Origin of the sequence: Sphingobium algorifonticola (assembly GCF_004005485.1) — a bacterium.
Classification (GTDB): domain Bacteria; phylum Pseudomonadota; class Alphaproteobacteria; order Sphingomonadales; family Sphingomonadaceae; genus Sphingobium; species Sphingobium algorifonticola.
Genome location: NZ_RZUL01000012.1, coordinates 1 through 25279 on the forward strand (window position 1 = coordinate 1; position 25279 = coordinate 25279).

Here is a 25279-nt window from a genome sequence, read left to right on the forward strand (position 1 = left end):
CCTCTCCGGTCGTTCTCGCCGCCCACCCCCGCCTCGGGGGACCCATGGGGTTTTGGGCAGTGCTGGAGGCACCGATGGTTTTTACCTTCCAACCGCCACTTTTAGCTGGACTGTCAGGATATGTCGCCGAACTTTCGAGCGCCATGCTTGGCGCTGAACTCGGTCTGCCAGTCACTCACCTCGATAGCCATGCGAGCTATATCGAGCATTGGCTCAAGCTCCTGAAGCAGGATGACCGTGCCATTCTCACCGCTGCTGCAAAGGCTGAGGAAGCATCAAGGCTTCTGCTCAAACTCGCAGGACGGATCTCTGCCGATGATACCGACGAAGCGTCTGCCGACGCTGCGTTGGCCGCCTGAAGGAGGGTGTCATGGGCCGATCGGTCAGTTACCCCAGCGGGGCCGTTGTGGCCTTCACCGTACTCGAAATCGAAAACGACGACGATTGGGACTTCGAATATGAGTGGCTCCGCGAGGAACTGCGCGAGCGCGCAGGGCAGGCATTCCCTTCCCTGATCGCGCACGACGGTTGGCGAGGCCGCGAAGACCGCATCCTCATGCGCAATGCCTATGCGGATTTCGGCGTGTCGGTTTACGCCGGCCTGGTTGCGGTGTGGATCGTCGAGCGTGACGATGGCGCCTATTGGGATGCCGATTGGCGCACGGCCAGATCGCCCAGAGCGCAGCGCTGGCTGTCCCAAATCGCCTCACGCTTCGAGGCCTTATTCGGCGACTACGTCTGCCTCGGTCACATGTCGAACGGTGAGGGCGTCTACGCAAAACGGGTAGCCTGATGCGCCAGTCACTTTGATCGTGACGAGGTGCCTGTCCTCCCTGACGAAGCCTGCAGGTGCACTCATGGTCTGAAGCCATGCGAGAGAGGCCCTGGGCCAGCCGCCAGTCTTCCGCAACCCGGCTTGCGCAGGCCCGAGTTGGCCCGGCCCTGTGGGCCGTTGGCCTGCCCGCGCCAGCCTGCCCAAGCGGGTTTCCCCTGTCGGGTGCGGAGACGGCCTCAAGCTGGCCCTGACGGGCTCTCGCTGGCGCAGCCATGAGCGGGTGCGTCAGCCTCACGCCAGTCAGGAGGACAATACCCATGCACTCATCATTTTCTGACCAACTTGCCGGCCTCGATCTTTCCGGTTTTTCGATTGGTCCTGCCCCAGTTTCCACCAATGATTTTCCGGTCCACGATGCGGTCGTCCAGACTCTTGAAGCGGTCTGGTCCGATCTATTTGCGATGGTCTCTGGGACTGCGCTGGAGGCCGATGCCGAGGACCTCGGCTGGGCGTTCGTCAACATCTTCCACCGTTCCGCGACCCGCAAATCGACCGCAGTTGACCGCGCAACCGACGAAGTCCGAGCGCTCCTGGCCACTGCCGATGGATCCGAAATACACACCCATGAACTCGAGACCCAGGTTGAGCGTGCGCAGTGTGCCGAAGGGGCCATGATCGCTCTCGAAGAGATGCGCGAAGTGGCCGCTGCCCTCTATCTCAACGAATTCGGCTCCTCGTGGAAGCCCGTGTCGAGTTCGCGCTTCAATCACAGCGCCATGCTGACTTCCGCGCTTGTGGAGGGCCGCGAGTTCGTCCGAGCCCGGTCCGAAGCCAAGCGCCGCGCCGCCATGCCAGAAGGTACGCCGGTGATCTTTGCCGGTGGCCGCACACGCCATCCAAACGAGCAGGACGCTCTCACTTTCGCCAACAACGTCTGGGCTACTCTGGACAAGGTTCACGACCGGGTTCCTGACATGGTTCTTGTCCACGGCGGTGATACCAAGGGCGTTGACCGTCTGGCATCTTCTTGGGCGGAACGACGCAACATCCCGCAAATCAGCTTCTCCCTCGACATGCGCCTGGGGGCACGCGCAGGCTTCAAGCGCAATGAGCGTATGCTCTCGCTTGACCCCCGTTATGTCGTCGCCTTTCCCGGAAACGGGGTCCTGGAGCGCCTCGTCATCGAAGCGAAATCTCGTCGGATTACCGTCGTAGATCGCCGCGGTCCGCTTGGAACTTCTCCCAAGCGCGCGGCTCTGGATACCGACTGATGCGTCCGGCATCGCGCCAGCGCCATCGGCGCTGGCGCAGGCCGTCAGAGGAAAGAGATCGCCTGTTATCGTGGGCAAGACGATCGGTCCTTCCCCCCACATTGCAGGAGAAATCTGATGACTGATTTTCAGGCGATCATGGCGGATTTTGCTGTCCGCCAGGCCGAGCGCGCGGCGCAGGCACAAAGTGAAATCCAACGGCTCAAGGCAGCTATCATTGCCCCGCTGCGCAATGCCGAAATTGCCCGCGTAGAAATCCGTTTCGATGGGTGCGGCGACAGCGGTGCGGTCGAAGAATGCGTATTCTCTGACGCCGTCGGGGCGAGTGTTCCGTGTCCCGAAGTGACGATCGACTGTGCTGGAGAAGGCGACGACAAGAGCCTCAATTCCGCCCTCGAGCAACTGACTTACCTTGCTCTCGAACGCCATCATCCCGGATGGGAAATCAATGATGGTGCCTGCGGCGAACTGGTCGTCGACGTGGCTACGCCGAGTTTCGTTCTGGACTGCCAGCTGCGTTACACGGCGACCGACGACCATTCGACTGATCTCTAGGAGAAGTGCGATGGCTCATTGCTATTATCACGCCCTATCGTCGGTTCGGAAATGGGGAGGGGGGGTGGACGATTACCTCCCGCTCCACCAATGGTTTGACCAGTCAAAGGCGATCTTTGCTGATCCGCGGCACCGGGCCCTTCGGCACCATGCCGAAGGCATCTTCATGCTCGAAACGCTGTTCGGGCCTACTATCGTCAACGCCGATAGCCGTGTTGTGCCCGTTCGCCTTGTAGGCGAACAGCACGTCCGCGAGGACTTGGGTACGATTCCTTCCTTTGCGGATTGGGGGCGCCTAATCACGCCCCAAGACTGGATGTTGCGGGGTCATCGTCTGGAAGAGCCTATGCCGCTTGGCACTGTGGAGACTGCTGCTGGCGGTGCGTTTTCAGGGGGTCTTTCGTCCGCTTCGGGAGGAGCGTCCGTAGTCGAGATATGATGTCGCCTTCGAGGCAGGCGAGGTCAGGGGTACGTGGCATCCCGATAATACGAAAAGTCATGGCTTGGCCTGTGCAAGGCACTCGGGACCAACCCGGCCTGTAAGCAAACCTTTCCTGAAGCATCCCCGTCGAGACGCGCAACCCCGATCAGGTCCGGCCGAGTTGCCGGGCTGCGCCCGGCTGCCCGCACCACCCGAACCAGATCGGGGTTTCCCTTCGGTGCGCTTCGCCGTGGCCGCTTCCTAGTCGGGTTTGCAGCCGGGATGGACCCGGAATGCTCGATCAGGAGAAAGACCATGACCAATCTCGTAATCCTCGTTGGCCGCATCGCCCGCGACCCCGAAACCCGCACGACCCAGGGCGGCACCAACATCACCTCGATCTCGGTCGTCACCGACCGTCCCGCCCGCAAGGACGGCAAGACCTACAAGGACGAAAACGGCTACACCGCCAAGGACAGCGAATTCCACCGCGTGACCTGCTTCAACGGTCTCGGCCAGAACGTCGCCAAGTACTGCACCAAGGGCCAGCTCGTGACGGTTGAGGGGCGCATCCACTATACGCAGTGGGAAGACCAGGACGGCACCAAGCGCTACGGCTGCGAGATCATCGCCGACAAGGTGGACTTCCTCACCAAGGGCCGAGCGTCGAACAATGAAGGTGCGCCCGACATCGATGAGGACTGAGCGCCTCCCGCAAACGACTAGGCTCCGATGGTTCGCGCCATCGGGGCCTTTTTTGTGCTCGCAGGCGTGAACGGCGGGGCGGGGCATCGAGCCCACACCCCGCCGCGGTTGAAGTGTCAGGCGGGGGAAAGCCTTTTGAGAGCATCCTCGATCCCGATGGTGAGCGATGCGCGGATGAGCTGCTTCAGTTGCGCAGGGTCGATAGTCTCGGCTCCGCATTCGAGAAGAACCTTGCCCAGTTCGCCGGCTGCTTCATCACGGAGCCTGGCCTCCCGTGCATCGAGTTCTTCGCGCTGCTCGCGCAGCTTCTTGAGCGCGTTCCGCGCGCTCGGTTTGGACCTGGCCATGAGTTTGTCCTTTCGCTGGCCGTTGGTCCCCTCCACGCGCGACAGTGCCAGCATGGGGCGATGTAGGAAAACGGTTTTTGCCGCGATGCCAGTGCTTTTCACGCTGACGTTGGAGAGGTCTCTCTCGCAGAAAGGCCAAGTGTGATGCGGGCTTTGGGGCCGCGTCAAGGACGACGGGGCCCCACCATTTTTACCGGGCAAGCCCGGCAAAAATCGTTTCCCCCATCGCCGCTTCGCGGCCGCGCTATGCGCGGTCCCTGACCCGGCCCGTCACCCACATCTTCGCAGCTCCTGATGCGACGCATCGAACATCAGGAGGAAAGATCATGTACGCTTCACTGAATATCGCGCAGGGTTCATTCCAGGCAGATCAGGCAGCTTTGGTTGCCGCACTCGACAAGGCTCATGCCCGGTCCCTTCACAGCTACTTCACCCAATACGTCCTGACCGATGGTGAGGCAGGTTACATCGCGGTCGATGAGGGCGATTACGGCGCACTGCCCAAGGCCATGCTGGACCGGGTCATCGACACAGTGCCCGGAAAGCTGAGCGATGAATTCTGATGCCACACACAAGGAGGAAGTCCGTCAGGGCTTCCTCCTTTCTTTTTGCTCGGGTCCCGTATTGTCGCTCCCGGAGGCATCGCGCGAGCATTCCCTGCAGCATCAGCCCTCGGCGTCCGACGCATCGAATATCTCGAGCCGATCGGGCATGTCGAGTACCTTCATTGCCGCTGCTGAAATGGCTTCTGCCTTCGTCGGAAAGGCTTCTGCCGAACTGATCGACACGCCGCTCGAATAGGTCACGGTTGCCTGGAAACCATTGCCTTTGGGTGTCGCGCTCAGTGTTACGTCCGCCATAGCCATGCTCCCTGTGGGATGTCCGCGACACCATTCTTCCTGCCGGCGGACTCGATCAATCTTTAACACAATCGGCAATCGCGCGGCATGGTATTCATCCCTTGGTCTTGGGATTTTAAAACCGCCGATCCCGTGCTGGTCATGACACTGGAACCTGCCCTCTAAGCTGGGGACGGAAGAGCACACCGTACGCGACAAATCGCAAGCGGGAGGCGGTAAAAAAGACTGTAAAGACAGCGTGTTGATGGATTTTTGCAAAAATGGCAGCTTCTCAATCAGAAATGATTGGTCGCCAATTCGCCAATCGGATTCGATTGAATGCAGTGAGAAATGGCGCATTCCTGCGCATCTCGCATGTTCTTGACATGTTCTCGTTTCTGATTTAGACAATAACCGCCTTTCGCAGTGCGTTCCGGGCTCCTGACCACAAGGAGTCCGTGCATGACACGGCCAAAATCTCTCCAGGTACATGTCACCGTCGAGCTCGCTGAGCGGGTTCGTGCTGCAGCAAAGCGGCGCGATATCAGCGTCAGCGAATGGATCCGGTCGCTGCTTTCGCAGGCATGCGAAAATGATGATCTTGCATCCAAGCTCGAAACATCGGTGGACCGCGTCAGCCGTCAATCAGTGTTCACAATGGTCGGCGTCGATGCCCTTCTCGCAGGGCATGCCGATCACGGTCTGCGTGAGCGAGCCCATCAGGCCTACGCGCGCAAATGCAAGGAACTGGGGCTCTCCGTAAACGCCGGCGAGGGAGGTTCCGATGAAGCGTAACCTCGTCAACTTCACGCGCGGAAGCCAGCTGCTCGGGCACTTCAGCTTCATGTTTGCAGCAGGTCTCAAGGGGCCGCTGATCATCGCCGCCATCGGCATTTCCTGGACTAGCTGGTGGACCATTTCGGCAGGGCTGAGCGATCACGAAACCTACCTCGTATGGATGCGAATTTATGCAGCCATCTACGGCTTCATGGAGTTCGATCCGGCCAAACAGGTTGCACTCGAAACAGGGTTTGGAGGAACCGTCCAGCTCCCCATCATCATGCTCGATGCCTATCCGCCGGTGATCCGTGCGTGGGATCATCTGCTGGACTTGCTGGGCGATGCACTGGTGCGTTCGGCCTTGCTTCTCGTGCCGGCCTTCGTGCTGTTCTACTGGTTCGCAGCGCGCTTCGGCAGCCGTTCGAAAGAGCGCAAGCATGAGCGCGGTGCCATGCTCGTGACATTACCGGAACTGGTCGACGAGCTGCGCGGGCACAACCAGCGCGAGCGCGCCCGAGAGCTTTCGAGCGCCATGGGTTGGAAGTGGCATCTGTGTTCGCCCAAGGAATTGTCGGCGGCATTTCCATACCGGCCCTCGCATCTTGCGACGGTTGTCTATCCCTGGCGGCTCGAACAAAGCCACGCCATGCTCATCGGAACTACCGGCATGGGCAAGACTGTCGCCATGTCGGACATGATTGCCGAAGCCCGCGCCAAGGGACAGCGCTGCGTCGTCTTCGACCTCACCGGCGCTTTTATCGAACACTTCTACCAGGCCGACCGGGACATCATTCTGAACCCGCTCGACGCGCGCTGTCCGCAATGGAGTCTCTTTGACGAATGCCGCACCGAAGGTGAGTTCTGGGCGGCAGCGGAAGCCCTCGTGCCCCATGATGGGGGCGGGGAGGCGCAGTTCTGGGTTATCGCAGCGCGTGCGCTGTTCGTCGAATTCTGCCTCAAACTGGTGGCCGAAGGGCGGGGCACCAATGCTGCGCTTGCCCGCGAGCTGATGACCGCTGATCTCTCGCGGGTCCACGCCATGATGCGAGGCACGATCGCCGATCCCCTGACTGCTCCTGAAGCCGCGCGTATGGCGGAATCGATCCGGGCAGTGTTCAACGTGAACGCCAAGGCGCTGAAGCTCCTGCCCACTTCCGGGCACCGCTTTTCGGTCCGCGACTGGATCGAGGAGGGCGCCCATGACGACGAAGGCACTAACGCCAAAAGAAGTGGCTCGATGGTCTTCATCTCCGCGCGCTACGTCGACATGAGCGTATGCGCGCAGCTGCTCACGCTGTGGCTCGATACGGCAATGAATACGCTGATGACGATGCCGCGCACCAAGGACCTCAAATGCTGGTTCTTCATCGACGAGCTGGGCGCGCTTCACCGGCTCCCCGCTCTCGAAAAAGGCCTGCAGACAGCGCGCAATTTCGGCGGCGCGATCGTCACCGGCATCCATGCCTATGCCAAGCTCAAGGAGGTCTACGGTGAGAACATGGCGATGACGCTTGCATCGCTTGCCCGGACCAAATTGATCCTCGGTACGGCAGACCGCGAGACCGCCACCTGGTGTTCCGACTTCATCGGGCATCGCCAGGTTCGCGACATGGAAGAAGGCTACACCTATGGCTACAACAATGCCCGCGACGCTGTCAGCCTGACGCCGCGCAAGCATATCGAGCCCTTACTGCTGCCCGACCAGTTGATGAACCTGCCGCGCCTGTCAGGCTTCATCAAATTCCCCGACGGCTTTCCAGCAGCGCCGGTCCGTCTGAAGCCGATAGACCGGGAAAGAATCGCGCATGTCTTCGTCGGTCGGGCCAAGGATCGAGAGCCAATCCGGCAGGTCGAGGGCAAGAGTGAAGGCGACGAGACGGCTGCCAATCCGCCCGCAAGTCAGAGCGAACATCCCTCGTCGAACGATGACGGGGCGGGCAAGCCTGTCGTCCCGAAGCAAGGTACCCTTCCCCTTGAGCCGGCTGTCGAGGTCGATGCCAAGCAATCACGCCAGCAGGCCGCGAAACGGGTGGAGAAGGACATTCCCGACGACACCAGGAAGGTGTCAGGTAAGTCCGGTCATCCGCGAAAATCGTCGCCCGAAGAGCGCAAGGCAATGCCGCGTAACTCCCGTCCGCTGCTGCCGAAGAATGCGGCGCTCCGCAAAGGCGATCATCCCGATGAGAAGGATCCATCGAATAGTGTGAAGGAGGGACACCGAAGCGACTTGCCGCGGGCCAATCCGCCCTCGGATAAGTCGCAAGCCGTCGATCGGATAGCCCAGCGCCAGCGAGAGGCAGAAGCCCGAAAGCTCATGCTCGAAGACGGCGTTCCCGAGCAGGATCAGCCTTCGCACGAGGGTCCCGATCTCGGCGATTTCGAACTGTGACGCACGAGGCAGACGCCGCCGGGCGGAGTGACGCCTGATGCTCTCTGTAGCCAACGTCCGCACGGCTGGCGGCGCTGCTAACTACTTTGCCGCTGACAATTACTATACCCGCGCCGATGCCGAGAGATCTGGTCAATGGCTTGGTAGAGGCGCGGAGACGCTTGGCCTGCGAGGCGTTATCGAAGCCTCGCAGTTCGAGGCCGTACTCAAGGGCATGCTGCCCGATGGCAGCCGTGTCGGGAGCGATAACAGGGCCCATCGCGCCGGCACCGATCTTACATTTTCGATGCCCAAGAGCTGGTCCATCCTTGCCCTCGTCGGCGGCGACAGGCGTATCCTCGATGCCTACGGCGCGGCCGTCCGCGAGACGCTGGCCTGGGCCGAGAAGAATCTCGCCGAAACCCGCATGGAGGTCCGAGGCAAGGAACGGGTGGTCGCGACGCGCAATCTCGTGATCGGGCTTTTCCAGCACGATACGAACCGCAATCAGGAGCCCAACGCGCACTTTCACGCGGTGATTGCCAATGTCACCCAGGGACCCGATGGCAAATGGCGAGCGCTGAGAAATGACAAGATTTGGGAGCACAACACGCTGCTCAACGCCATGACCATGGCGCGCTTCCGCTTGGCGGTAGAAAAGCTCGGATACCAGGTTGGCGAATACGGCAAGCATGGCAATTTCGAAGCGGTGGGCGTTCCCAAATCCGTTCGTGATGCCTTCAGTTCGCGCCGTGCCGAGATCCTCGACAAGCTTTCGACGATGGAGGGCAAGGGCCTCGCGGCGCGCAACGCGGCCAATCTGATGACCCGGGCGGACAAAGGGCCGGTGGCAGACCGCCAGGCTCTCGTGAACCAATGGCGCGAGGCAGCAGCACAGTTGGGCTTTGATCCGAGGCTTGTCATTTCACAGGCCAATGCAAGGGCCGCCACCGACATTGGTTCTGTCTCCGGAATTGGAAATTCGGTCCGATCGATCGGTCAGCGGGCGCGCCTTCTGGCTGCGACCTTCGCGGAGCGTCTGGGGCTACGTCAGGGCGACCCGCTTGTGCCTCGCGACATGGGGCGCCGGACGCCCGAGCAGATCGCGGCCGTTCATGCGGTCGCATCGGCGATCAGGCACTTGGGCGAGCGCGAGGCGGCCTTCTCGCGGACCGAGATTTATCGCTCAGCGCTTGGCTTCGCCTTGCCCACAACTCTTGCCGATATCGAACACCGCGTCGACCAATTGCTGCGCCAGGGCCACCTGCAAAAAGGCAAGGGTGCAGATCGCAATCTTGTCACAACCCGCGATGCAATCGGGCTCGAGCAGCGCATCATTGCGGCCGTCGAAGGTGGCCGGGGACATGGGACTGCGGTGGTCGAAGCTGATGTGGCCGGAGGGCGGCTACAGGCGCTCTCTCAGCTCAAATATGGCCTGACCTTGAACCCAGGGCAGGAGGGGGCAGGGCGCCTGCTTCTCGCTTCGCATAACCGAATTGTCGCTATTCAAGGCGTAGCTGGCGCCGGCAAGAGTACCGTCCTCAAACCCGTTGCCGACATCTTGCGCGAGGAAGGCAGGTCCGTACTCGGGCTCGCAGTCCAGAACACGCTCGTGCAGATGCTTGAACGTGACACCGGCATTCCGTCGATGACGGTCGCGCGCTTCTTGCGCCAACATCGGGACCTTCTGGAAGGAGCAGACCAGGCGAGGTTCGCCGAGGCTCGCGCGTCTCTGCGCGGCACCACGGTGCTGCTCGACGAAGCCTCGATGGTCGGCAATGCCGACAAGGAAAGGCTCGTGCGTCTCGCCAATCTGCTCCAGCTCGACCGCTTCGCCAGCATTGGGGACAGGAAGCAATTGGGCGCTGTCGATGCCGGCAAGCCCTTCGACGTCATGCAGAAGGCAGGCGTCGAAACGGCCACCATGAACACCAATCTCCGTGCCCGCGATAAGGCGCTGCGCGATGCTCAATACGCAGCGCAGGGCGGACATATCGACGAGGCCTTGCGGCATCTCGGTCCGCATATCGTCGCTTCAGGTAATACAGCTGCCATTGATGCTGCGGCGGCCTGGCTATCGCTTTCGCCTGCTGAGCGTGAGGTGACCGCGATCTATGCCTCGGGTCGCAATTTGCGCGGACAGGTGAATGACGCCGTTCAGACCGGGCTCAAGGCCAATGGTGAATTGGGACCGGGTTCTTTGCGGCTGAATGTCCTGTCGCGCATCAACCTGACGCGTGAGGAAATGCGCTATGCGCGCAGCTATGCGGCCGGCATGGTGCTCGAAGTCGACCGCCGGCAAAGGGGGCAGGGGCTGCAGAAGGGCCGCTATGAAGTGGTCGAAATCGATCCGACCCGCGAACGCGTGATGCTGCAGAACGAGCGGGGCAAGCGCTTTGAATTCCGGCCGGGCCAGATGCGACCGCAAGGTGACCAGGATCCGCTGCGTCTGTTTGAGGTTCGCCCACTAGAAATTCACGATGGTGACCGCATCCGCTGGACCGCGACCGATCATATGCGCGGCCTGCTCAACGCCGATCAGGCGCGCATCGTGGCGGTTGATCCGAAGGGTGTCACAGTGAAAACGTCGCTTGGCGCCGAACACCTGCTGGGGCTGGGCGACCCCATGCTCGAGCGTCTTGATCTCGCCTACGCGCTCAATGCGCACATGGCGCAGGGTCTGACCTCCGACCGCGGGATCGCCGTCATGGACAGCCGCGAACGCAATCTTGCCAATCAGCAGACATTTCTGGTGACGATAACCCGCCTGCGCGATGGTCTGACCCTGTTTGTCGACAATGCGGGCAAGCTCGAAGCAGCTGTTGAGCGCAATCCGGGAATGAAGCGCTCGGCGCTCGAAACGGTCAATCAGCTGCGCGATGCGGCAGCAACGGGCCAGGCGAAGGGCAAGGCGTCTGATCGTTCGCAAGAACCGGCTCGCGAGCCGCCCGAACTCGATCGCTCGATCACCAAGCCCTTCGAAATCGGGATCTGACGCAGCGTCGATCCGAAAGGGTCCATATGGGACCGGTTGACTATTAGTTCTGCTTTTGTTCTCATGTCAGCCATGCCCCGAATCGCCGATGAAATCCTGTTCACGCATATCGAAGTCGCGCTTGCGGTTGCGTCCGAAGCAACGCTTGTCGGGCTCGGTGCTGACGACCCGCGAACCCAGCGTAATGCTCGTGTTGATCTCGCGCGCCACCTGGTCGAACGCATGCAGGGTTTGGAGATCGAAGGAGAGGGGAATGCGGGCGGGAGCTCTCAGCCCACTCTCTTTCCGGGCGATCTATCGCCGATCGGCTAACCGTTGCTGTGACTTGGCTGAGGCAGTTCTGGCTTATTGAAGCTGGGTCGGGCCTTCCTTGCCCATCAGCTCCGCCACGCGTTTGGCAATGGCTTTCCAGGTGGCGATACCCGCCTCGTCCCGTGCCAGAGCGAGCGCGCCGATCTGCTCGGCGACATGAAGCGGTGCATCATCGCCATGTGTCTTCAGGACCTGGTTGGCACAGGCCCAGAGTTCCCAATCGCTCAGCATCAGCCGAGACGTCCAACAAGGCCGAGAAAGAACGCGATCAAACCGTAGCCCACGACACTGCACGCCAATAAAAGTTCAATATTGAATTTGGAGCGAGGAGGGCGGGGTTGTCCTGCTGGCCAGATCTGATCGCAGATGAGCTCGTTGAACCCGGCGCGGCGTCCGCAGACTTCCACTTCGCATCCGAGCAACCCGCGTGCTCCACGCCCGGTGTCGAGCTCCCACACCCCGCCGTCCGAATGCAGTTCAAGTCCGAAGGGGCCTTCGGCAAGACGGCCTGTCAGATAGAGCTCCGGGCCTAGCGGCATGCAGGCCCTTTCCAGTAGCGATCCCAGCGCAGCTCTGTGCGTGTCTGGATCATCGAGCAGGAGAGATCGGCTCCGCTCGGCAGTCGGCACCAGGCAGCCGTCCGGTTGCCACCGGCCGAACCTTCCGACCGGCATGTCAATCTCGGTCCACGAACCACGACGTGCCCTGTCGAGATGGTCCCGCGTGGGCCGCCAAGAAGATCGACGAGCGCGTCGCGCGCTTCGATAGCCGACGCGTCGGGGCAGGGCTGGTTGGTTCGGCATGTTCCGTCCATTTCGCGCGCTGCAATCCCGGCGATGCGGACATGGGGGCCTTCGGCGCACCATATGGGCCCATCGCCATCCCAGACATGCGTGGGTGTGCAGGTAAAGGTCTGGCCGGCAGCGACGATCGAGGCAGCGAGGAGGGCAAGCATTGGCGAGTTACCTAGCGAAGCGCGCGGCCGAACCAAAGCACGCGGCCGACAATATTGATCGTCCGCTTCTCCAGTCCGCGCCAACTGGGATAGGCCGGATTGTCGCTGAGCACCGAGACCCGCTTGCCTTGCGGCTCGATTGCGACCCGCTTGACGCTGAGCATGTCGTCCATGCGCAGCACATAGATCCCGTCGCGCAGCCGCGACTGCCCATCGTTGAGATCGACCATGACTTCATCGCCGTCATGCAGCGTTGGCTCCATCGAATCCCCGTGTACGGCGATGATCGAGAGGCTTGTAGCTTTGCTTGCGGTCAGACGGCGCAGCCACTTCTCGTCGAACCCGAACTGGGCGCATTTGGATTCCATTTCGGCCAAAGCGCCGTGCCCCGCCGAGGCTTCGACATCGAGAACCGGAACATGGACCAGTTCGACGACCGGGCCGGATCGCCGCTCGGGAGCGCCGAGGATTTTTTCATCCACGCCGAAGAAGCGGGCGAGCACGGAGCGGTCCTGCTCGTCCAGTTGGCGGGGACTGCCGCGGCGGATGTATTGCTGGATGTAGGCCGCGTTGCGTCCAAGAAGCCGGGAGATCGAGGAGTAATTACAGCCTCGTTGCTGGATCAGTTCGTCCAGGGCTTTGCGTGCATCTTCCATCGCTGGGGGTCCTATCGCATCCGTCTAGGAAATTCGATCCTAGACTCTAGGAAGCCTTCCTAATAAGAACATAACAAGAACACAAGCGGAAAGCGAGTCGAAGGCGATGGAGCTCCTGGACCAGATTGAGGGCTATTTGGCGCGTAGCGGTACGAAGGCCAGCATGTTTGGGAGAGACGCGGTCGGAGACCCCCGGTTCGTTCAAGATCTGCGCGAGGGACGGCGGCCGAGGCGTAAGACGCAGGAGAGGGTGAGGCAATTTCTAGCGGAAAGGTGCTGAGCTCCTCCAGTCTGTTCCCGCTGACAAAGGGGATATTTGCCGACCCGAATGAGCTCCTGGCACCTGCTAAGATTTTTGAGAGCCGTGCAATTAAACAGGCGACTGACACGGGGTTGCAGCCGCCGTTCGCCTTGCGGTGAGGTGAGGTCAGGTGTGCTGACGCCGGGCAATATGACGATCGAGAGGCGCTGCCCTTCTCGACCACTCACAATGTTTTAACACTGCGTGCATCACCGAAGCGAGCGGCATGAGAATAAACGTGGCCACCATTCCTCATTAACGAATAATTGTAACGTTTGTCGAATTTGGCCCACAATCTGCAAATACTGAAAAAAGTGATATTGTCGGCTAGCTTCTACTTCCTATACCTTCGGCTGGCTGCGGCGTGGCCGTACCTGAGAGCGGGGGGGAATGAACGACAAAGGGACCAAGGCGGCATTGCTCGCTCACGCGAGAGCTGCGGCGCGTTCACTCGCCAATCGCGTGACCAACGCGCAATCGCGTGCTGGCGTCTGCCTCGATCTACTGTCCGACATTGGAACCGACCCAAGTCTGGAAGCATTCCGTGAGGTCTTGCGCACCCTCCCCGCCGACGAACGACACTACTGGATCGGTACGCTCTACACATTGCTCCTCCCAACGAAGGTCCGCCGCCGACAGGCAACATACTTTACCCCTCCGACGGTCGCCGACGCAGTAATTGACCTAGCGATCGACGCGGGCTTCGATCTCGGGACGGACACGGTTCTCGACCCGGCGGCGGGCGGCGCTGCCTTCCTCTCGACGCTCGCAGGCCGGATGGCGATCGTTGGATTGAAGGCGGAAGAAGTTGCCTATCGTCTGAACGGGATCGAGATCGATTCGGGCCTCGCCACACTATCGAGCCGCCTCATCGCGGAACGGCTTGGATCGCCGTTGCCTCGCGACGTGATCCTCTCCGGCGACGCGCTGCGCGTCACGATTCCTGCATCCTATGGCCTTGTCATCGCCAACCCACCCTATGGTCGGATGGCAATTGACGAGGTAAGCGGCAAGGCTTGGCGGAAGGTTGCGCACAGCGGGCACATCAATAAATATGCGCTGTTCACCGAGTTGTGTCTGCGACACGCGCGGCCCGGAGGCATCGTTGCTCTGGTGATCCCCTCCAGCTTCAGGGCAGGGCCGCTATACGATCGGATGCGAAGGTTCATCCGCGCCCAGGCGGAAGTGCTCGCCGTCGGCTCGATTGCTGGTCGGGATGGAGTGTTCATAGATGTCGCTCAGGACATCAGTGTGCTCATAGTGCGGAAGGGCAAGACGCACGATCCAGTCGCCCCTGTCCGCTTTCCCATTGTCGGCCTCATGCCCTCGATCGCCCCCGTGGTCGAACAAATCCTACCCGTCGAGCCCGGCGACGCGTGGCCGTTGCCTGCCATAGATCCGAATCTTGTCGGGGGGGCAACGCTTGCCGACTACGGCGTGACGATACGTGCGGGATATTTCGTGTGGAACCGCGAGACGGGACGCCTCGTCCCCAAGCTCGGTCGCAAGCAGCGCGGATATCCATTGGTTTGGGCGAAGAACGTCCGGCCTGGGGAACTCTGCAAGCCCGCTGGCAAGAAGGGTGCCGGCATCGACTTCGTCACCTTCTCCGACGAGAGCACGGCGATCATTACCGGCGCGGCGGCGGTCATGCAGCGTACAACGAACGACAAGCAGCCGCGGCGACTGGTCGCTGCTATGGTGGATCCCGCTGTCTCATCCAGATGGGGTGGGTTTGTCAGCGAGAACCACACTATCGTTCTCACAGGGGACGATCCCGAACGGTTGGAACTAGCAGTCAAGCTGCTCAACACCGCTGCTGTCGACAACCGATATCGTCGCGTCTCAGGGACCGCCGCAGTCTCCGTCACGCTTCTGAGAAAACTCGACCTTCCGGCACCGGCCGTATTCTCGGCCGAGCTCGGAAAGAGCGGAGATGCTGAGGCAGCAGCGGCAATCGCCTATGGGCTCGTCCAGGAAGCGGTAAGCGCCTGATGGCCCGGTTTCGCCCTCACCAAAAGCCGCCTGGCAACGAACTGCAAGATCGCGCCGATCAGCGACAGGCAGCCATGGACAAACGCCAAGAATTGCTGTCGAGAATGGCTCAATCCAAAGCGGCCCGACAGGCAGCACCGGCGCCACCGAAAGAGATCGTGCACGAGCGCGCCACTCGCGACATCGGCCGCTACATGGAAGCCCTAGCAGGACAGCCATTCCATCAGCTTGGTCAACTGGACACCGCAGAAGTCACTCCAGCCTACGCCCAACTGGTCCGCTCTGCGGCGCAGGTAGCTTCAGATGGATCCACACAGGTCGTGATGCCGTGGCCGCCGGTCCGCGTATCGTCCTCCGCAATAGCGGGCCTTCTGACGATTGCTGCAATTGGGAGCGCTGACGCCGAACAGGTCGAGGTTCAAGGCTCGTGGGAGGCTGGCCGGCACCGCTCCGACCGCGTCCGAGCGGCCGTGTTCCCCTATGCGAGAAGTACCCATGCGCAGGCAAGGCAGGTCCAGGTGGACCGCCATGCATTTGGCGCGGTCAACTTCGACCATCTGAAACGGTATCTCCACGGCAGCGAAGACGCCGCAAAGGACTTTCATCAGGTGATGGCGCGGATCCGCAAGCTTACTGGGCGTGCATCGGACGGCAGAGACTACACTGAATTTGAACATCCGATTCTTGACGAGATCGTTCCTCACGCGCCGCCGAGGGGTGACAGGTCATCGAACAGCACGCTTCTCTGGAGGACGCGGTCGAAGACGGACATCGCGACACAGCGACGCTCCGGCGATGCGGACGATCCAGCCAAAGCGGATTTCTTCCTCTACACAATTCGTGGGGATAGCCGCATCGATGCCGACCTCCGGGCGATAAAGGACAGTCCGGATATCCTCATCCTCGATCTCACGCGCACTGCGCGAATCCGTTTGGGCTGGGACTGGATGGGCAAGGCGGCGGAGATGGTCACCTGCCTCCGGCAAATTCACCCCACCACCGGTATTCTGGCGATCGCTGACGACCCGTGGACCTATCGGACCGCTCGTTTCGACATCCTAGGCACCAAGCGCCCCGGTCGCAGCGGGAAGGTGATCCCTGCACCCGGACACGTCACTTACTCAGAAACCGCCGAGATCGTCAGGCCCACAGCCGCTGGCGCATCCGTCTTTGAAGGTGGAGTCAGCATTGACGTCGACGGCTTTTTCGGGGACGCCGGACACGGCATCGAGGCGATCAGGCGTCTGGCCAACAGCTTGGCCGACAGAGGTGACCCCAACGGAGCGACGACCGCGCGAAATCTCATCGCGACAGTGCGTCGAACAGCCTCTCTTCCAGGATCACTGGCAGAACTGTGCCGGTTCCTCGAGAGCGAGACCTCGACTGCGGCTGCGGACGATCTCCTGGCGGTCTACCGAGTGAATGCAGATATAGCTGACCTCGGGGACCCGAGGAGCCTGGCCAGCCAGGTCGATGCGCTAGATGGGGCGCTCGACACCGCGCGTAATCTCATGCGTAGCTTCGACGGTGCAACGCCGATGACCACTCTCTTAGAGAGCGTGATACCTTCTGCGCTCAGGTCCAGTTCGAAGTCCGTGTTCGTGTTCAGATCCGACCTGGTTGCCGAGTTCGCGGCTAACCGCCTCGACCTCGCCCATCCAAAGTTGGGTCAAAGGATCGAATCCGAATTCGTACGCTTCGGCGGTGAACGGGTGCTCAGTGCGGTCTCTGAACTTCCACCCGCAGCCCGGAACCAGTTCAAGCGTGTCGTGATCGTCGCTCCGACGCGCAATGCGATCCTGACGACGCTGAGCCAGCCATGGCTTCCCGAGCATGTGACGGTACTGGCCGACGCAGATACGCTGGCCTTCGCTGCGCGAGATGCAGAACGTCTCGCCGAAGAAATCGACGTGGCCTCGCTCGGGGCCCGGCTACGGAACTTTGCAGCTAAGGCGAGCAAGAGAGTGGAGGAGATCGGCCGTCACGTCGTGCGTTTCGAAATACCGACCGACGACGTCGACTTCCCCAATGCTTCAGTCATCGACCTGAGTGGCGGTCGGGGGGAGCGCAGCCTTTTAGCGATCGACCTGAAGAACGGGCAGCGCATCATAGCCCGCCGCAACACCGAGATCGTCTTGCGGGACGATGGCGCCGCGACGACATCCTTCGTCGAACGGGCTGCCTCGCTGGTGAAGGAAGGCGACGAGGTGTGTGTCATCGGCCACGGCTTCATCGAACGGGCGAGAGCGTTGGTGAATATCCAGCGGACGGCCGCGCAGGAGATCCGCGACTATCACGAACTGGTCGCAGAACGCTTCGCTGCCATTCCGGAGCCGAGCACCGCAGCGAAGCTCAGATCACTCGTAAGCACAATGGGGGATTCTACCGTGACGCCCGAGAGGGCGAGATACTGGATCGACCTCGGTGACGAAATCGAGAAGCCGTTGCATGATGTCGTTCCGCACGCTCCCCAAGACGAAGCCACCTTCATGCGTTTCACTGGAGCCCTCAACATCGGTGAGCGGATGGCTGGTAACTTCTGGAGATGGGCCGTAGTGGCGCAACGATCCCACCGCGTTCGCTTCGGCAACGTCTTCCACGACGCGTTCAGAGGCATACTCACCGATCCCCATGCCGCAATCGCGAGCAACCGCGACCACACAGACCAGATCAGAATCCTACGGTCTATGGCGGAGGAGTACGTCGCAATCGTCGACAAAGTTCGGAGTTACAGGGAGTCATGAAGGGAAAGACGAGCAAGGAACTGGGCGCCATCGACGTTGAACTGAAGGAGGCGTTGTGCGACGGCCTTGTCAACGCGATTGTCGCCAGGGTGACCGGGGCGGACGAGCGGGGACGCAACCTGCTAGGAGGGTCGCCTCGCCGCGGTATCTTTGCGGGGCAGCTGCTGCCACGCTTCGATGTCACAGGCCAGGATGACGAGACCACCGACATCCGCGTCGCGGCCGTCGGAGTCGATCTGATGGTGGTGGCCGATGTGACGGCGCCGATCCGCGTCGCACCCCGGTTCTCCGTCTATCTGCGCGTCATACCAAGCTGGACGGATCTGGCGGCGGGGGGCGGCGAGCTCGACTTCGACTTCAAACTGCGGGCGAACACACAGCAACAGATCGACGACGCCATCCGCACGGAGCGCGCGCCCGCGTTTCAGGCGGCCGGCGTCGACCGGCCCGACTGGAAGGGCATGGACGAGACGAAGCGCGCGAAGGTCCGAGCGACAAGGGCGCAGATTCTCGCCGAGGTTCGCAGGAAAGCCTACGCCGCACATGGGATCAAGTTGCTGAGCGGCGACGCAGAACTGGACCCAGACGCCAGGGACGACGGCGACCAGGCCGATACCAACCCGAACACGCCGGACAATATCAAGTCTCCCGTTCCACCGATCGCGAGATTGGTGCGCGAAGGCCGCGAACTTCCGCTGAACCTCGTCGATCCTGCCCCGATTCCGGGGAAGTGGACTAGGCTCGACCTCGACCTTCCGGTGCTTGAATTCGCGCTGGACGCCGCCGACGACGTGCTGGCATCAACTATCGATGCTTACAATCGCTCACTGGGCGACGCCATCGGTGCTCAGCTGGAAGCATGGGTCGTTGGCTCTGGCGCGAGCACCGCATGGCGCGATGTAACTGTCCAGCCCGGAGACACACTGACGGAGGAAAAGTGGAAATTGGCGATGGCTGGTCTTGCAACACGACCCGTCGATCGCAATCGCGTTCTCCCTGATCTGTCGCGCGTGATCGTCAAGGTCGAAAGGCAAGCAGACTTCCTGGATTCGAGCGCCCTCTCGATGCGAGTAATGCTCGACAACCAATCGGCTGAACTCACTCCTCCGGACTCCCGCGGCCGATGCAACACCGTATTTGACGCGGGTCTCATCATTGAGCTTCCCAACGATGCACATCGCCCGCTTCGGCTGGACCGGGTTGAACCGTCCTATCGGTTCCGCGAGCATCTCCACTATCCGGCGATCGGGCTGAACTGCGGCGTCGAGACGACCAATGGTGGTTCGATACTCACCCTCCGCACGACTTGCGCCCCTCGCTTCGCGCAGCCTCGCATCATCGCGCGCAAAATCGACCTTCCCTATCAGTTCGCAGTCCTGAAGGACCCTGATTTCGATGCGGCGCGCCTCCTGGCGTTGCCCAGCGCCTACGTGAAGTGGATCGACGAACAGGAAATCAGGCTGAAAGACACGGTCACGGCCGACCTTGACCCAGCCGACGCGGCGATCGAGGTCGCCCGCCTTCGCAAGGACATCGCATCGCAACGGGCTGAAGCACGATACATCGAACGCGGTGTCGAACTACTCATTGCTTCGAAGAAGGCTGCGGACGTGCTGGCCGCTGGCGACGGGGACCGTCGCTCACTCGAACTCAAGGCTGCGCCCTGGCGCGCATGGACGATGACCAACGAGGCGTTCGCGCTCCGCGACGCATTCGACGATAAACGCGGTTGGCGCCTGTTTCAGATGGCCTTCGTCCTCGCTCATGTCCCGGTCTTCGCCTCGCGCATGGACGAATGGCGCGAAGCACATGACTCCCTTCTCGATGAAGACGGGGTGAGTTTACTCTACTTCCCGACGGGTGGTGGGAAATCCGAAGCCTTCTACGGAACCTTGCTGTTTGCGATGTTCCTCGACCGTCTCCGCGGCAAGGATCGTGGTATCACGGCAATGATCCGCTACCCACTGCGTCTCCTCACGCTCCAGCAGGCTCAACGCCTGCTGAAGCTGGTTGTTCGGGCCGAGATGGTCCGCAAGAAGCACGCGGTTGGCTCCTGGCCGTTCGAGATGGGCTTTTGGGTCGGAAGCCAGAACACGCCGAACCACTACAACGCCTTCAAGGCGGAAATCCCACTCTCGACGGACAACGATTATCCGGACGACCGCGATCTTAATGGCGAAACCGGCGACGACGAGCAGCGCGACCGCGCTCGCCGGTACGTCGATGCCCGCGAGGCATACGACAAGATCCCCGAATGTCCGGTCTGCGGCAAATCGACCGGACTTAGACGCGACGAAACCGATGGTCATTACGGTCGACGGGCCGTGATCCTTTGCTTCAACGACGCATGCGATTGGAACCGAGCCCATGGTCGACGCCACCCCCTGCCGTTCCTCTTGACCGACGACGCCGTCTACGCCCGTGCCCCGTCCATCGTCCTCGGCACGGTCGACAAGCTGGCAATGCTCGGTCAAAACACCAGCACGATCAGCAAGGTGCTGGGCATGTTCGGTCTGGCGCGACGTATCGATGCGCACGGCAACCTCGACAACCCGCGCAGCGAGGCGGATCTCAAGCGTGATCCAGCTACTGAGCGCTGCTCGAACGTGTTTCCCGCTTATGCCAACGGCCAGAGGATTTTCCACGACCCTTTCCCCTCGCTCATCATCCAAGACGAGGCGCACCTTCTTGAGGAAAGTCTCGGTACCTTCAGCGGGCTGTTCGACACTCTGCTTGACACGACGCTCGAGGATATCGCCGACATGGCCGGTGACAATTTGGCCGTCGCGCGGCGCTGGACCGGCGATGGATGGGGTGCGCCGCGCATGCCTAAGATCATCGCTGCGACGGCGACGATTTCGGCACCGGAACGGCAGCTGGAAACGCTATACCAGCGTATTCCGCTCCGCTTCCCCTATCCCGGACCCGATCTATACCATTCTTTCTTCGCCGAGCCCGCCGAGGCGCCTGAGGAAAACGCAGACCGAGTCAGCTTGGCGAAGACTCTTCCGTTCGCACAGGCGCCCGAGGCCACCGCCCCGTGGATGCGACTTTATATCTCGCTGATGACGAACGACGCGACCCATACGGTAACAACGGTGGGTGTGCTCGCTGCCTTCCACAGCATCATCACCACGCTATGGGACGGCATGCTGGACGACACGATGCGGACTGAGACGATAGCGTATGTCCGCGCAGCGATATCCCCCGGCCGCGAGGGTGATTGGCACCGTGCGGCGCTCGATCGCGCGGTCAAGCAGGGACGCGTGGCGGACATTCTCGCACTGATCGACCTGCATCGTATCGCCCTGGCCTACGTCACCAACAAAAAAGGAGGAGACCAAGTCATCGACGCCCTCAGCGCGGCAGTGGACAAGGAGCACCGACGTATCGGTCGCGCGCATGCCGCGTTCGACAGCCGCCTCATCTCCGGTGGAATTGACATGAAGGAGATCCAGGGCGTCATGGAGGCCGCGGACAGATCGTTCGCTGGCACCGAATATCCCGATATCACCGAGACCGTCCGCAACATCGTGGCCACGTCGGCGATCAGTCACGGCGTTGACGTCGATCGGTTCAATAGCATGTTCTTCGCCGGCCTTCCGTCTGATATCGCGGAATACATCCAGGCCTCAAGCCGCGTCGGGCGCACCCATGTCGGCTTCGTCATGCTGTTGCCCACGCCGCAGAACCGGCGTGACCGATATGTGGTGGAGACGCACGACATCTTTCACAGGTTTCTGGAGCGCATGATTGCCCCACCTGCGGTGGAGCGCTGGGCCGAGAACGCGATTAGGCGCACGATGGCTTCCTACGTCCAAGCTTGGGCGATGCTAAGAGAGGCACGCGATTTCTTCGCCATGGACGACGCTCGCAAGTTCGAGGTGGCGCACATGGACCAGGTTAGCCGTCTGTCCGCGATGGAGCAACGCGACCATTTAGGCTTCAACAAGCAACTTGTCGCTTTCATGCTACGCGCGAGCGGATTCGCCGGCAAGGGCGCAACCCATCTGGGCTCGCCACACTACGAAGAGTTCTATCGCGGGCTCGTCGACAAGCAGGTCGAGAATTTCGCCCGCGACATATCTGCCCGCAATACGATTTCTAGCTTGCGTGACTATTGGACCGACATTCCGGTCTTCAAACCTCCCATGACCTCGCTTCGCGACGTCGACGAGGCAGGCTACATCGTTGCGGCCATGCGCGATCCGCTCGCCAAGGGGCGTACGGCAGACGTCGATAGGCGGGATCTCGCGAAGGTGATGAAGGCGATCAGGACGCAGCGCGGGACCGCATCCGAGTTGGACGCGGACGGGGGCAGCAATGGCTGATACGAACGAAAAGGACTGGCGGAACACGAAACCGCGCCGGCCATCTGCCTATGGGGCACAACGCAGAGATCCGGATCCACTTGAACCGCCAACGATGTCCAGGTCGCGCGTGCAGATCGCCGGGTCGTATGCGCCCGGCGTACTCATGACGTGGGAAGGTGGCAAGGGCATCTGCCGATCGGTACCACTGGCAAACGAAGCAAAAGATTTGAAGTCTACCACCATCGACTTGATCTTCGAAAATCTCGACGATGCCGTGACCAACTGGCGCGACCGTGCCGTCAAAGTTCTTCCCGACGCGTTGCCCGAGCTTGTCCTCGATACGCCCTTTCGTGATTCCAAAACCGGCGAGGCGCGGGTGCTCCGCACGGATTTCCAGATGACCAGCCCCGACAAGGTCGGCTACGTCCCCTATCCGCTCCTCTACCGCTGCGGAATCTGCGGCTCAACCCGCGAGTTCGACAGCATCGCAGATCAGGCGCGGCAGCCGCTTCCCAAGAAGTGCAATGGCCATGAGGCGCGCTGGACACAGATTGATGTGGTCTACGCGCATTGGTCGGGCGACATCGAGCCGCTCAGCCCGTTCAACTACAATTTCGATCCGCAGACACAGGACACGCGGCAGATAAAAATGTGTACTTGCGGCTCGACGAGCTTCAAGCTGCGAAACGCCGCACCTGTATTCTCCGAATGGCGGTACGTATGCGAGGGTTGCGGTGAGACCCGGTCGCTCAAGAAGGCGAACCCCGAGGTCCTCCGCCGTCTCCAGATCCAGCAGAATGAGGGAGGTCGCGCGTTCCAATGGATCGAGGTCAACATGCTCCCGGTCTCGTACCGGGCCAACTCGACCTTCTACGTCCAGCGGACCAGCTTCATTGTGTTCGAGGATAGCGGCGTCGTCGAGCTGATGATACCGAAGCGCCGGGATGCGCTAATTTCCCGGCTGGCCCAGATTCATAACATCCCCTTTGCCGAGCCCTCAGAAGAGCAGATCCGCCAGAGCGTCGAGGCGGATCAGTCGCGCAATGGCGAATGGGACGAATACGAGACCTATCTCGTCATGGCGGACAAGGCGGATGCATCGGGCCGTGGTGACGCTGCCCGACGACATCGCGACAACGCGACCGCGCTGCGCGAGGAATGGTTCTCCCACGGCGTCGTCGAACGCGGGCAGCTCGGCAGCCCTTCAGTTCTGCAGGCAATCGCCGTGCGCGAGGATTGGACACGTCGGTATGACCCGATCCGCCTCACGATCCAGCATGACGCGTTCGTGCGCGAACACATCGAACAGGCCATGACTCGTCATGGAGCAGTCGATGTGATGAACCCCGACATCGCGTTGACCGACGTCGTCAACGATCCGACGCGTAAGGCAAAGTATCAAGAGGCCACCGGATCGCTACTGAACCACCTCGGCGTCGAGCGATTGGTTCTCATCCGCGGTCTGCCAATCTGCGAGTTCAGCTTCGGCTACACTCGAGTCTCTGCCACGCCGATCTATCAGAGGGAGCATAACGGGCAGCGGGTCGACATGCCCGTCCGGCTTAAGGCATTCGACCAGTTGCCAATCCCCGACAACAAGCGTCCGATTTACGTCACGCAGCAGTCAAACGAGGCGCTATATTTCAAGCTTGACGAGGCCCGCGTCGTTCGCTGGCTCAAGGCGAACCAGATCATCGACGTTCCGGAGGACCATGTCGGGCGTGTATACTTGGAGCGTTACGATGACTTCGGCCCGTTTCTCGAGGTGTTCAAGGATCGCGAGGGCGCCGGCGGCTATCCTCGTACGCTGCCCGCCTACGTCTATCTTCTGCTGCACACCCTGTCCCACCAGATGATACATTCTCTGGCTGACACCTCCGGCGTCGATCGGGACGGAATCGGCGAGCACATCTTCCCTGCCGATCTGTCCTTCGTTATTTACCGCAAAGGCATGACGCCGGATCTCGGCAATATCTCCGCTATGTGGCGCAATTACGCCGACGCGTTCCTCAGGCGCGCGCTGGATCCTCGGACGCTCCGATGCGGGTCAGGCACACTCTGCGACACACGCGGCGGTGCCTGCCCCGCTTGCGTCATGGTGTCCGAGGTCAGCTGCATCGCCTCGAACCTGTTGCTGTCGCGAGCGGTGCTGAAGGGCGGAAAAGGTCCAGAATGGGAGCCGCGGTTCGCGCCCGACCTAATCGGCTTCTTTGATCCCAAGCTTCCCTGATGTCGAACGAACTCCTCGTATCCCCAAAGGCCACGGCCCGGCTTGTGGTCACGATGCCACCGGAGCCAAGCCGCCTCGCGGATGCGCTAGCCGCCGACCTCGCTAGCGACTACGTCGCGTTGACGAGAACGACCGATGCGTTCAAACACCTTGCTGGTCTAGCGCGCGAGCGCTTCACTATCATGATCCCATACATCGATCGCGTCGGCGCGGCATGGGCCGCCGAGCTGTTCGAGGTAACCGAAGCGTCAGAGCGACTACTGGTGCTGCGGGATGCCAGGCAGCTCAATACTTGCGGCGTTGCGGGCAAACGAGCAGAGGCAGCGGCAACGCAGATCATCGACTATGGCGGCGCAGATACATCCTGCGAAACGTTCCATGCGAAAATCGTGCTGGCAGATGGTATCGCAGCTTATGTGGGTTCGGCCAACCTCCTGCATCGATCGAAATCGACCAACCTTGAGTGCGGGATGCTTATTGAGGGGCCGGCGGTCTCGGCGGTCAAGGTGCTACTCGACGCAGTGATCACCAGCACGCGGTCCTGACCTTCGAAGAGTCACGACGACATATCGCTTTTTGCTCTCCGAGAAAGACATTCCGGAGTGTCCGACCTGGCAGTCATCGCAGAGTAGAGGCGCGCGCGTGACGCACGAGCGCGAAGTGGTAACTTTCCGCTGTCTTCGAACCACTGTTTCCGCTATGTTCTCGGGAGAAACA

Annotated in this window: 22 protein-coding genes; 16 read left to right on the plus strand and 6 right to left on the minus strand. The window is 61.2% G+C overall.

Translation table 11 applies throughout. The annotated features are described in order from the left end of the window. From ENE74_RS16685 to ENE74_RS16710, 6 genes are all read left to right on the plus strand, one after another. The coding region (locus ENE74_RS16685; RefSeq protein ID WP_241242067.1) for a zincin-like metallopeptidase domain-containing protein at window positions 1-359 on the plus strand (359 nt) is incomplete at its 5' end. 11 nt (window positions 360-370) lie between these two features. Next, window positions 371-793, plus strand: coding sequence for a hypothetical protein (locus tag ENE74_RS16690; protein WP_127692016.1), 423 nt, complete (start codon window positions 371-373; stop codon window positions 791-793). 299 nt (window positions 794-1092) lie between these two features. Next, on the plus strand, window positions 1093-2046 hold the full coding sequence (locus tag ENE74_RS16695; protein WP_127692017.1) for a DUF2493 domain-containing protein: 954 nt from the start codon (window positions 1093-1095) through the stop codon (window positions 2044-2046). 117 nt (window positions 2047-2163) lie between these two features. Next, window positions 2164-2601 carry a DUF6878 family protein gene (locus tag ENE74_RS16700; RefSeq protein WP_127692018.1) on the plus strand — a complete coding sequence of 146 codons (438 nt, stop codon included), beginning with the start codon at window positions 2164-2166 and terminating at the stop codon, window positions 2599-2601. A gap of 10 nt (window positions 2602-2611) precedes the next feature. Beyond that, window positions 2612-3040 carry a DUF6915 family protein gene (locus ENE74_RS18565; RefSeq protein WP_127692019.1) on the plus strand — a complete coding sequence of 143 codons (429 nt, stop codon included), beginning with the start codon at window positions 2612-2614 and terminating at the stop codon, window positions 3038-3040. Window positions 3041-3337: 297 nt separating this feature from the next. Next, window positions 3338-3727, plus strand: coding sequence for a single-stranded DNA-binding protein (locus ENE74_RS16710; RefSeq protein ID WP_038575578.1), 390 nt, complete (start codon window positions 3338-3340; stop codon window positions 3725-3727). 116 nt (window positions 3728-3843) lie between these two features. Here ENE74_RS16710 and ENE74_RS16715 read toward each other — a convergent pair whose 3' ends face one another. Further along, complete coding sequence (locus tag ENE74_RS16715) at window positions 3844-4176, minus strand: DUF6437 family protein (RefSeq protein WP_241242068.1); 333 nt, start codon at window positions 4174-4176, stop codon at window positions 3844-3846. A gap of 224 nt (window positions 4177-4400) precedes the next feature. Between ENE74_RS16715 and ENE74_RS16720 the strand changes: the two genes are divergently transcribed. Further along, a complete protein-coding gene (locus ENE74_RS16720) occupies window positions 4401-4637 on the plus strand; it encodes a hypothetical protein (protein ID WP_127692020.1) in 237 nt (78 codons plus the stop codon). A 102-nt stretch (window positions 4638-4739) separates the two neighbouring features. Here the strand turns inward: ENE74_RS16720 and ENE74_RS16725 are convergent, their stop codons facing one another. Further along, window positions 4740-4934, minus strand: coding sequence for a hypothetical protein (locus ENE74_RS16725; protein ID WP_038576635.1), 195 nt, complete (start codon window positions 4932-4934; stop codon window positions 4740-4742). Between the two features lie 441 nt (window positions 4935-5375). Between ENE74_RS16725 and ENE74_RS16730 the strand changes: the two genes are divergently transcribed. From ENE74_RS16730 to ENE74_RS16745, 4 genes are all read left to right on the plus strand, one after another. Next, the gene (locus ENE74_RS16730) at window positions 5376-5708 is read left to right on the plus strand and encodes a ribbon-helix-helix protein, CopG family (RefSeq protein WP_007013863.1); all 333 of its coding nucleotides are present in this window, start codon (window positions 5376-5378) and stop codon (window positions 5706-5708) included. After that, complete coding sequence (locus ENE74_RS16735; protein WP_127692021.1) at window positions 5698-8082, plus strand: type IV secretion system DNA-binding domain-containing protein; 2385 nt, start codon at window positions 5698-5700, stop codon at window positions 8080-8082. Before ENE74_RS16730 ends, ENE74_RS16735 begins: the two co-directional genes overlap by 11 nt. 37 nt (window positions 8083-8119) lie before the next feature. Continuing rightward, the gene (gene mobF / locus ENE74_RS16740; RefSeq protein WP_127692022.1) at window positions 8120-11056 is read left to right on the plus strand and encodes a MobF family relaxase; all 2937 of its coding nucleotides are present in this window, start codon (window positions 8120-8122) and stop codon (window positions 11054-11056) included. Between the two features lie 72 nt (window positions 11057-11128). Next, window positions 11129-11368, plus strand: coding sequence for a hypothetical protein (locus tag ENE74_RS16745; protein WP_127692052.1), 240 nt, complete (start codon window positions 11129-11131; stop codon window positions 11366-11368). Between the two features lie 33 nt (window positions 11369-11401). On the opposite strand, the gene ENE74_RS16750 is transcribed toward ENE74_RS16745, so the two are convergent. From ENE74_RS16750 to ENE74_RS16765, 4 genes are read right to left on the minus strand one after another with little or no spacing between them, the layout of a single operon-like run. Continuing rightward, the gene (locus tag ENE74_RS16750; RefSeq protein ID WP_127692023.1) at window positions 11402-11599 is read right to left on the minus strand and encodes a DUF6961 family protein; all 198 of its coding nucleotides are present in this window, start codon (window positions 11597-11599) and stop codon (window positions 11402-11404) included. Continuing rightward, window positions 11599-11907, minus strand: a complete 309-nt coding sequence (locus ENE74_RS16755; protein WP_127692024.1) for a DUF5818 domain-containing protein — start codon at window positions 11905-11907, stop codon at window positions 11599-11601. The genes ENE74_RS16750 and ENE74_RS16755 overlap by 1 nt, the downstream gene beginning before the upstream one ends. Beyond that, window positions 11898-12323 (minus strand): thermonuclease family protein, encoded by a 426-nt coding sequence (locus ENE74_RS16760; RefSeq protein ID WP_127692025.1) that lies wholly within the window; start codon window positions 12321-12323, stop codon window positions 11898-11900. The genes ENE74_RS16755 and ENE74_RS16760 overlap by 10 nt, the downstream gene beginning before the upstream one ends. Before the next feature lie 11 nt (window positions 12324-12334). Further along, window positions 12335-12979 carry a S24 family peptidase gene (locus tag ENE74_RS16765; protein WP_127692026.1) on the minus strand — a complete coding sequence of 215 codons (645 nt, stop codon included), beginning with the start codon at window positions 12977-12979 and terminating at the stop codon, window positions 12335-12337. Between the two features lie 691 nt (window positions 12980-13670). Between ENE74_RS16765 and ENE74_RS16770 the strand changes: the two genes are divergently transcribed. Genes ENE74_RS16770 through ENE74_RS16790 form a run of 5 tightly spaced genes read left to right on the plus strand, consistent with a single transcriptional unit; the run spans window position 13671 to window position 25107 of the window. After that, complete coding sequence (locus tag ENE74_RS16770) at window positions 13671-15275, plus strand: N-6 DNA methylase (protein WP_127692027.1); 1605 nt, start codon at window positions 13671-13673, stop codon at window positions 15273-15275. Further along, entirely contained in the window at window positions 15275-18019 is a 2745-nt protein-coding gene (locus ENE74_RS16775; protein WP_127692028.1) for a hypothetical protein, read from the plus strand. Before ENE74_RS16770 ends, ENE74_RS16775 begins: the two co-directional genes overlap by 1 nt. After that, window positions 18016-22350: a DEAD/DEAH box helicase family protein gene (locus ENE74_RS16780; protein ID WP_127692029.1), complete on the plus strand. Its 4335-nt coding sequence runs from the start codon at window positions 18016-18018 to the stop codon at window positions 22348-22350. Before ENE74_RS16775 ends, ENE74_RS16780 begins: the two co-directional genes overlap by 4 nt. After that, a complete protein-coding gene (locus ENE74_RS16785; protein WP_127692030.1) occupies window positions 22343-24562 on the plus strand; it encodes a hypothetical protein in 2220 nt (739 codons plus the stop codon). The genes ENE74_RS16780 and ENE74_RS16785 overlap by 8 nt, the downstream gene beginning before the upstream one ends. After that, complete coding sequence (locus tag ENE74_RS16790) at window positions 24562-25107, plus strand: phospholipase D-like domain-containing protein (RefSeq protein ID WP_127692031.1); 546 nt, start codon at window positions 24562-24564, stop codon at window positions 25105-25107. Before ENE74_RS16785 ends, ENE74_RS16790 begins: the two co-directional genes overlap by 1 nt. Window positions 25108-25279 lie beyond the last annotated feature (172 nt).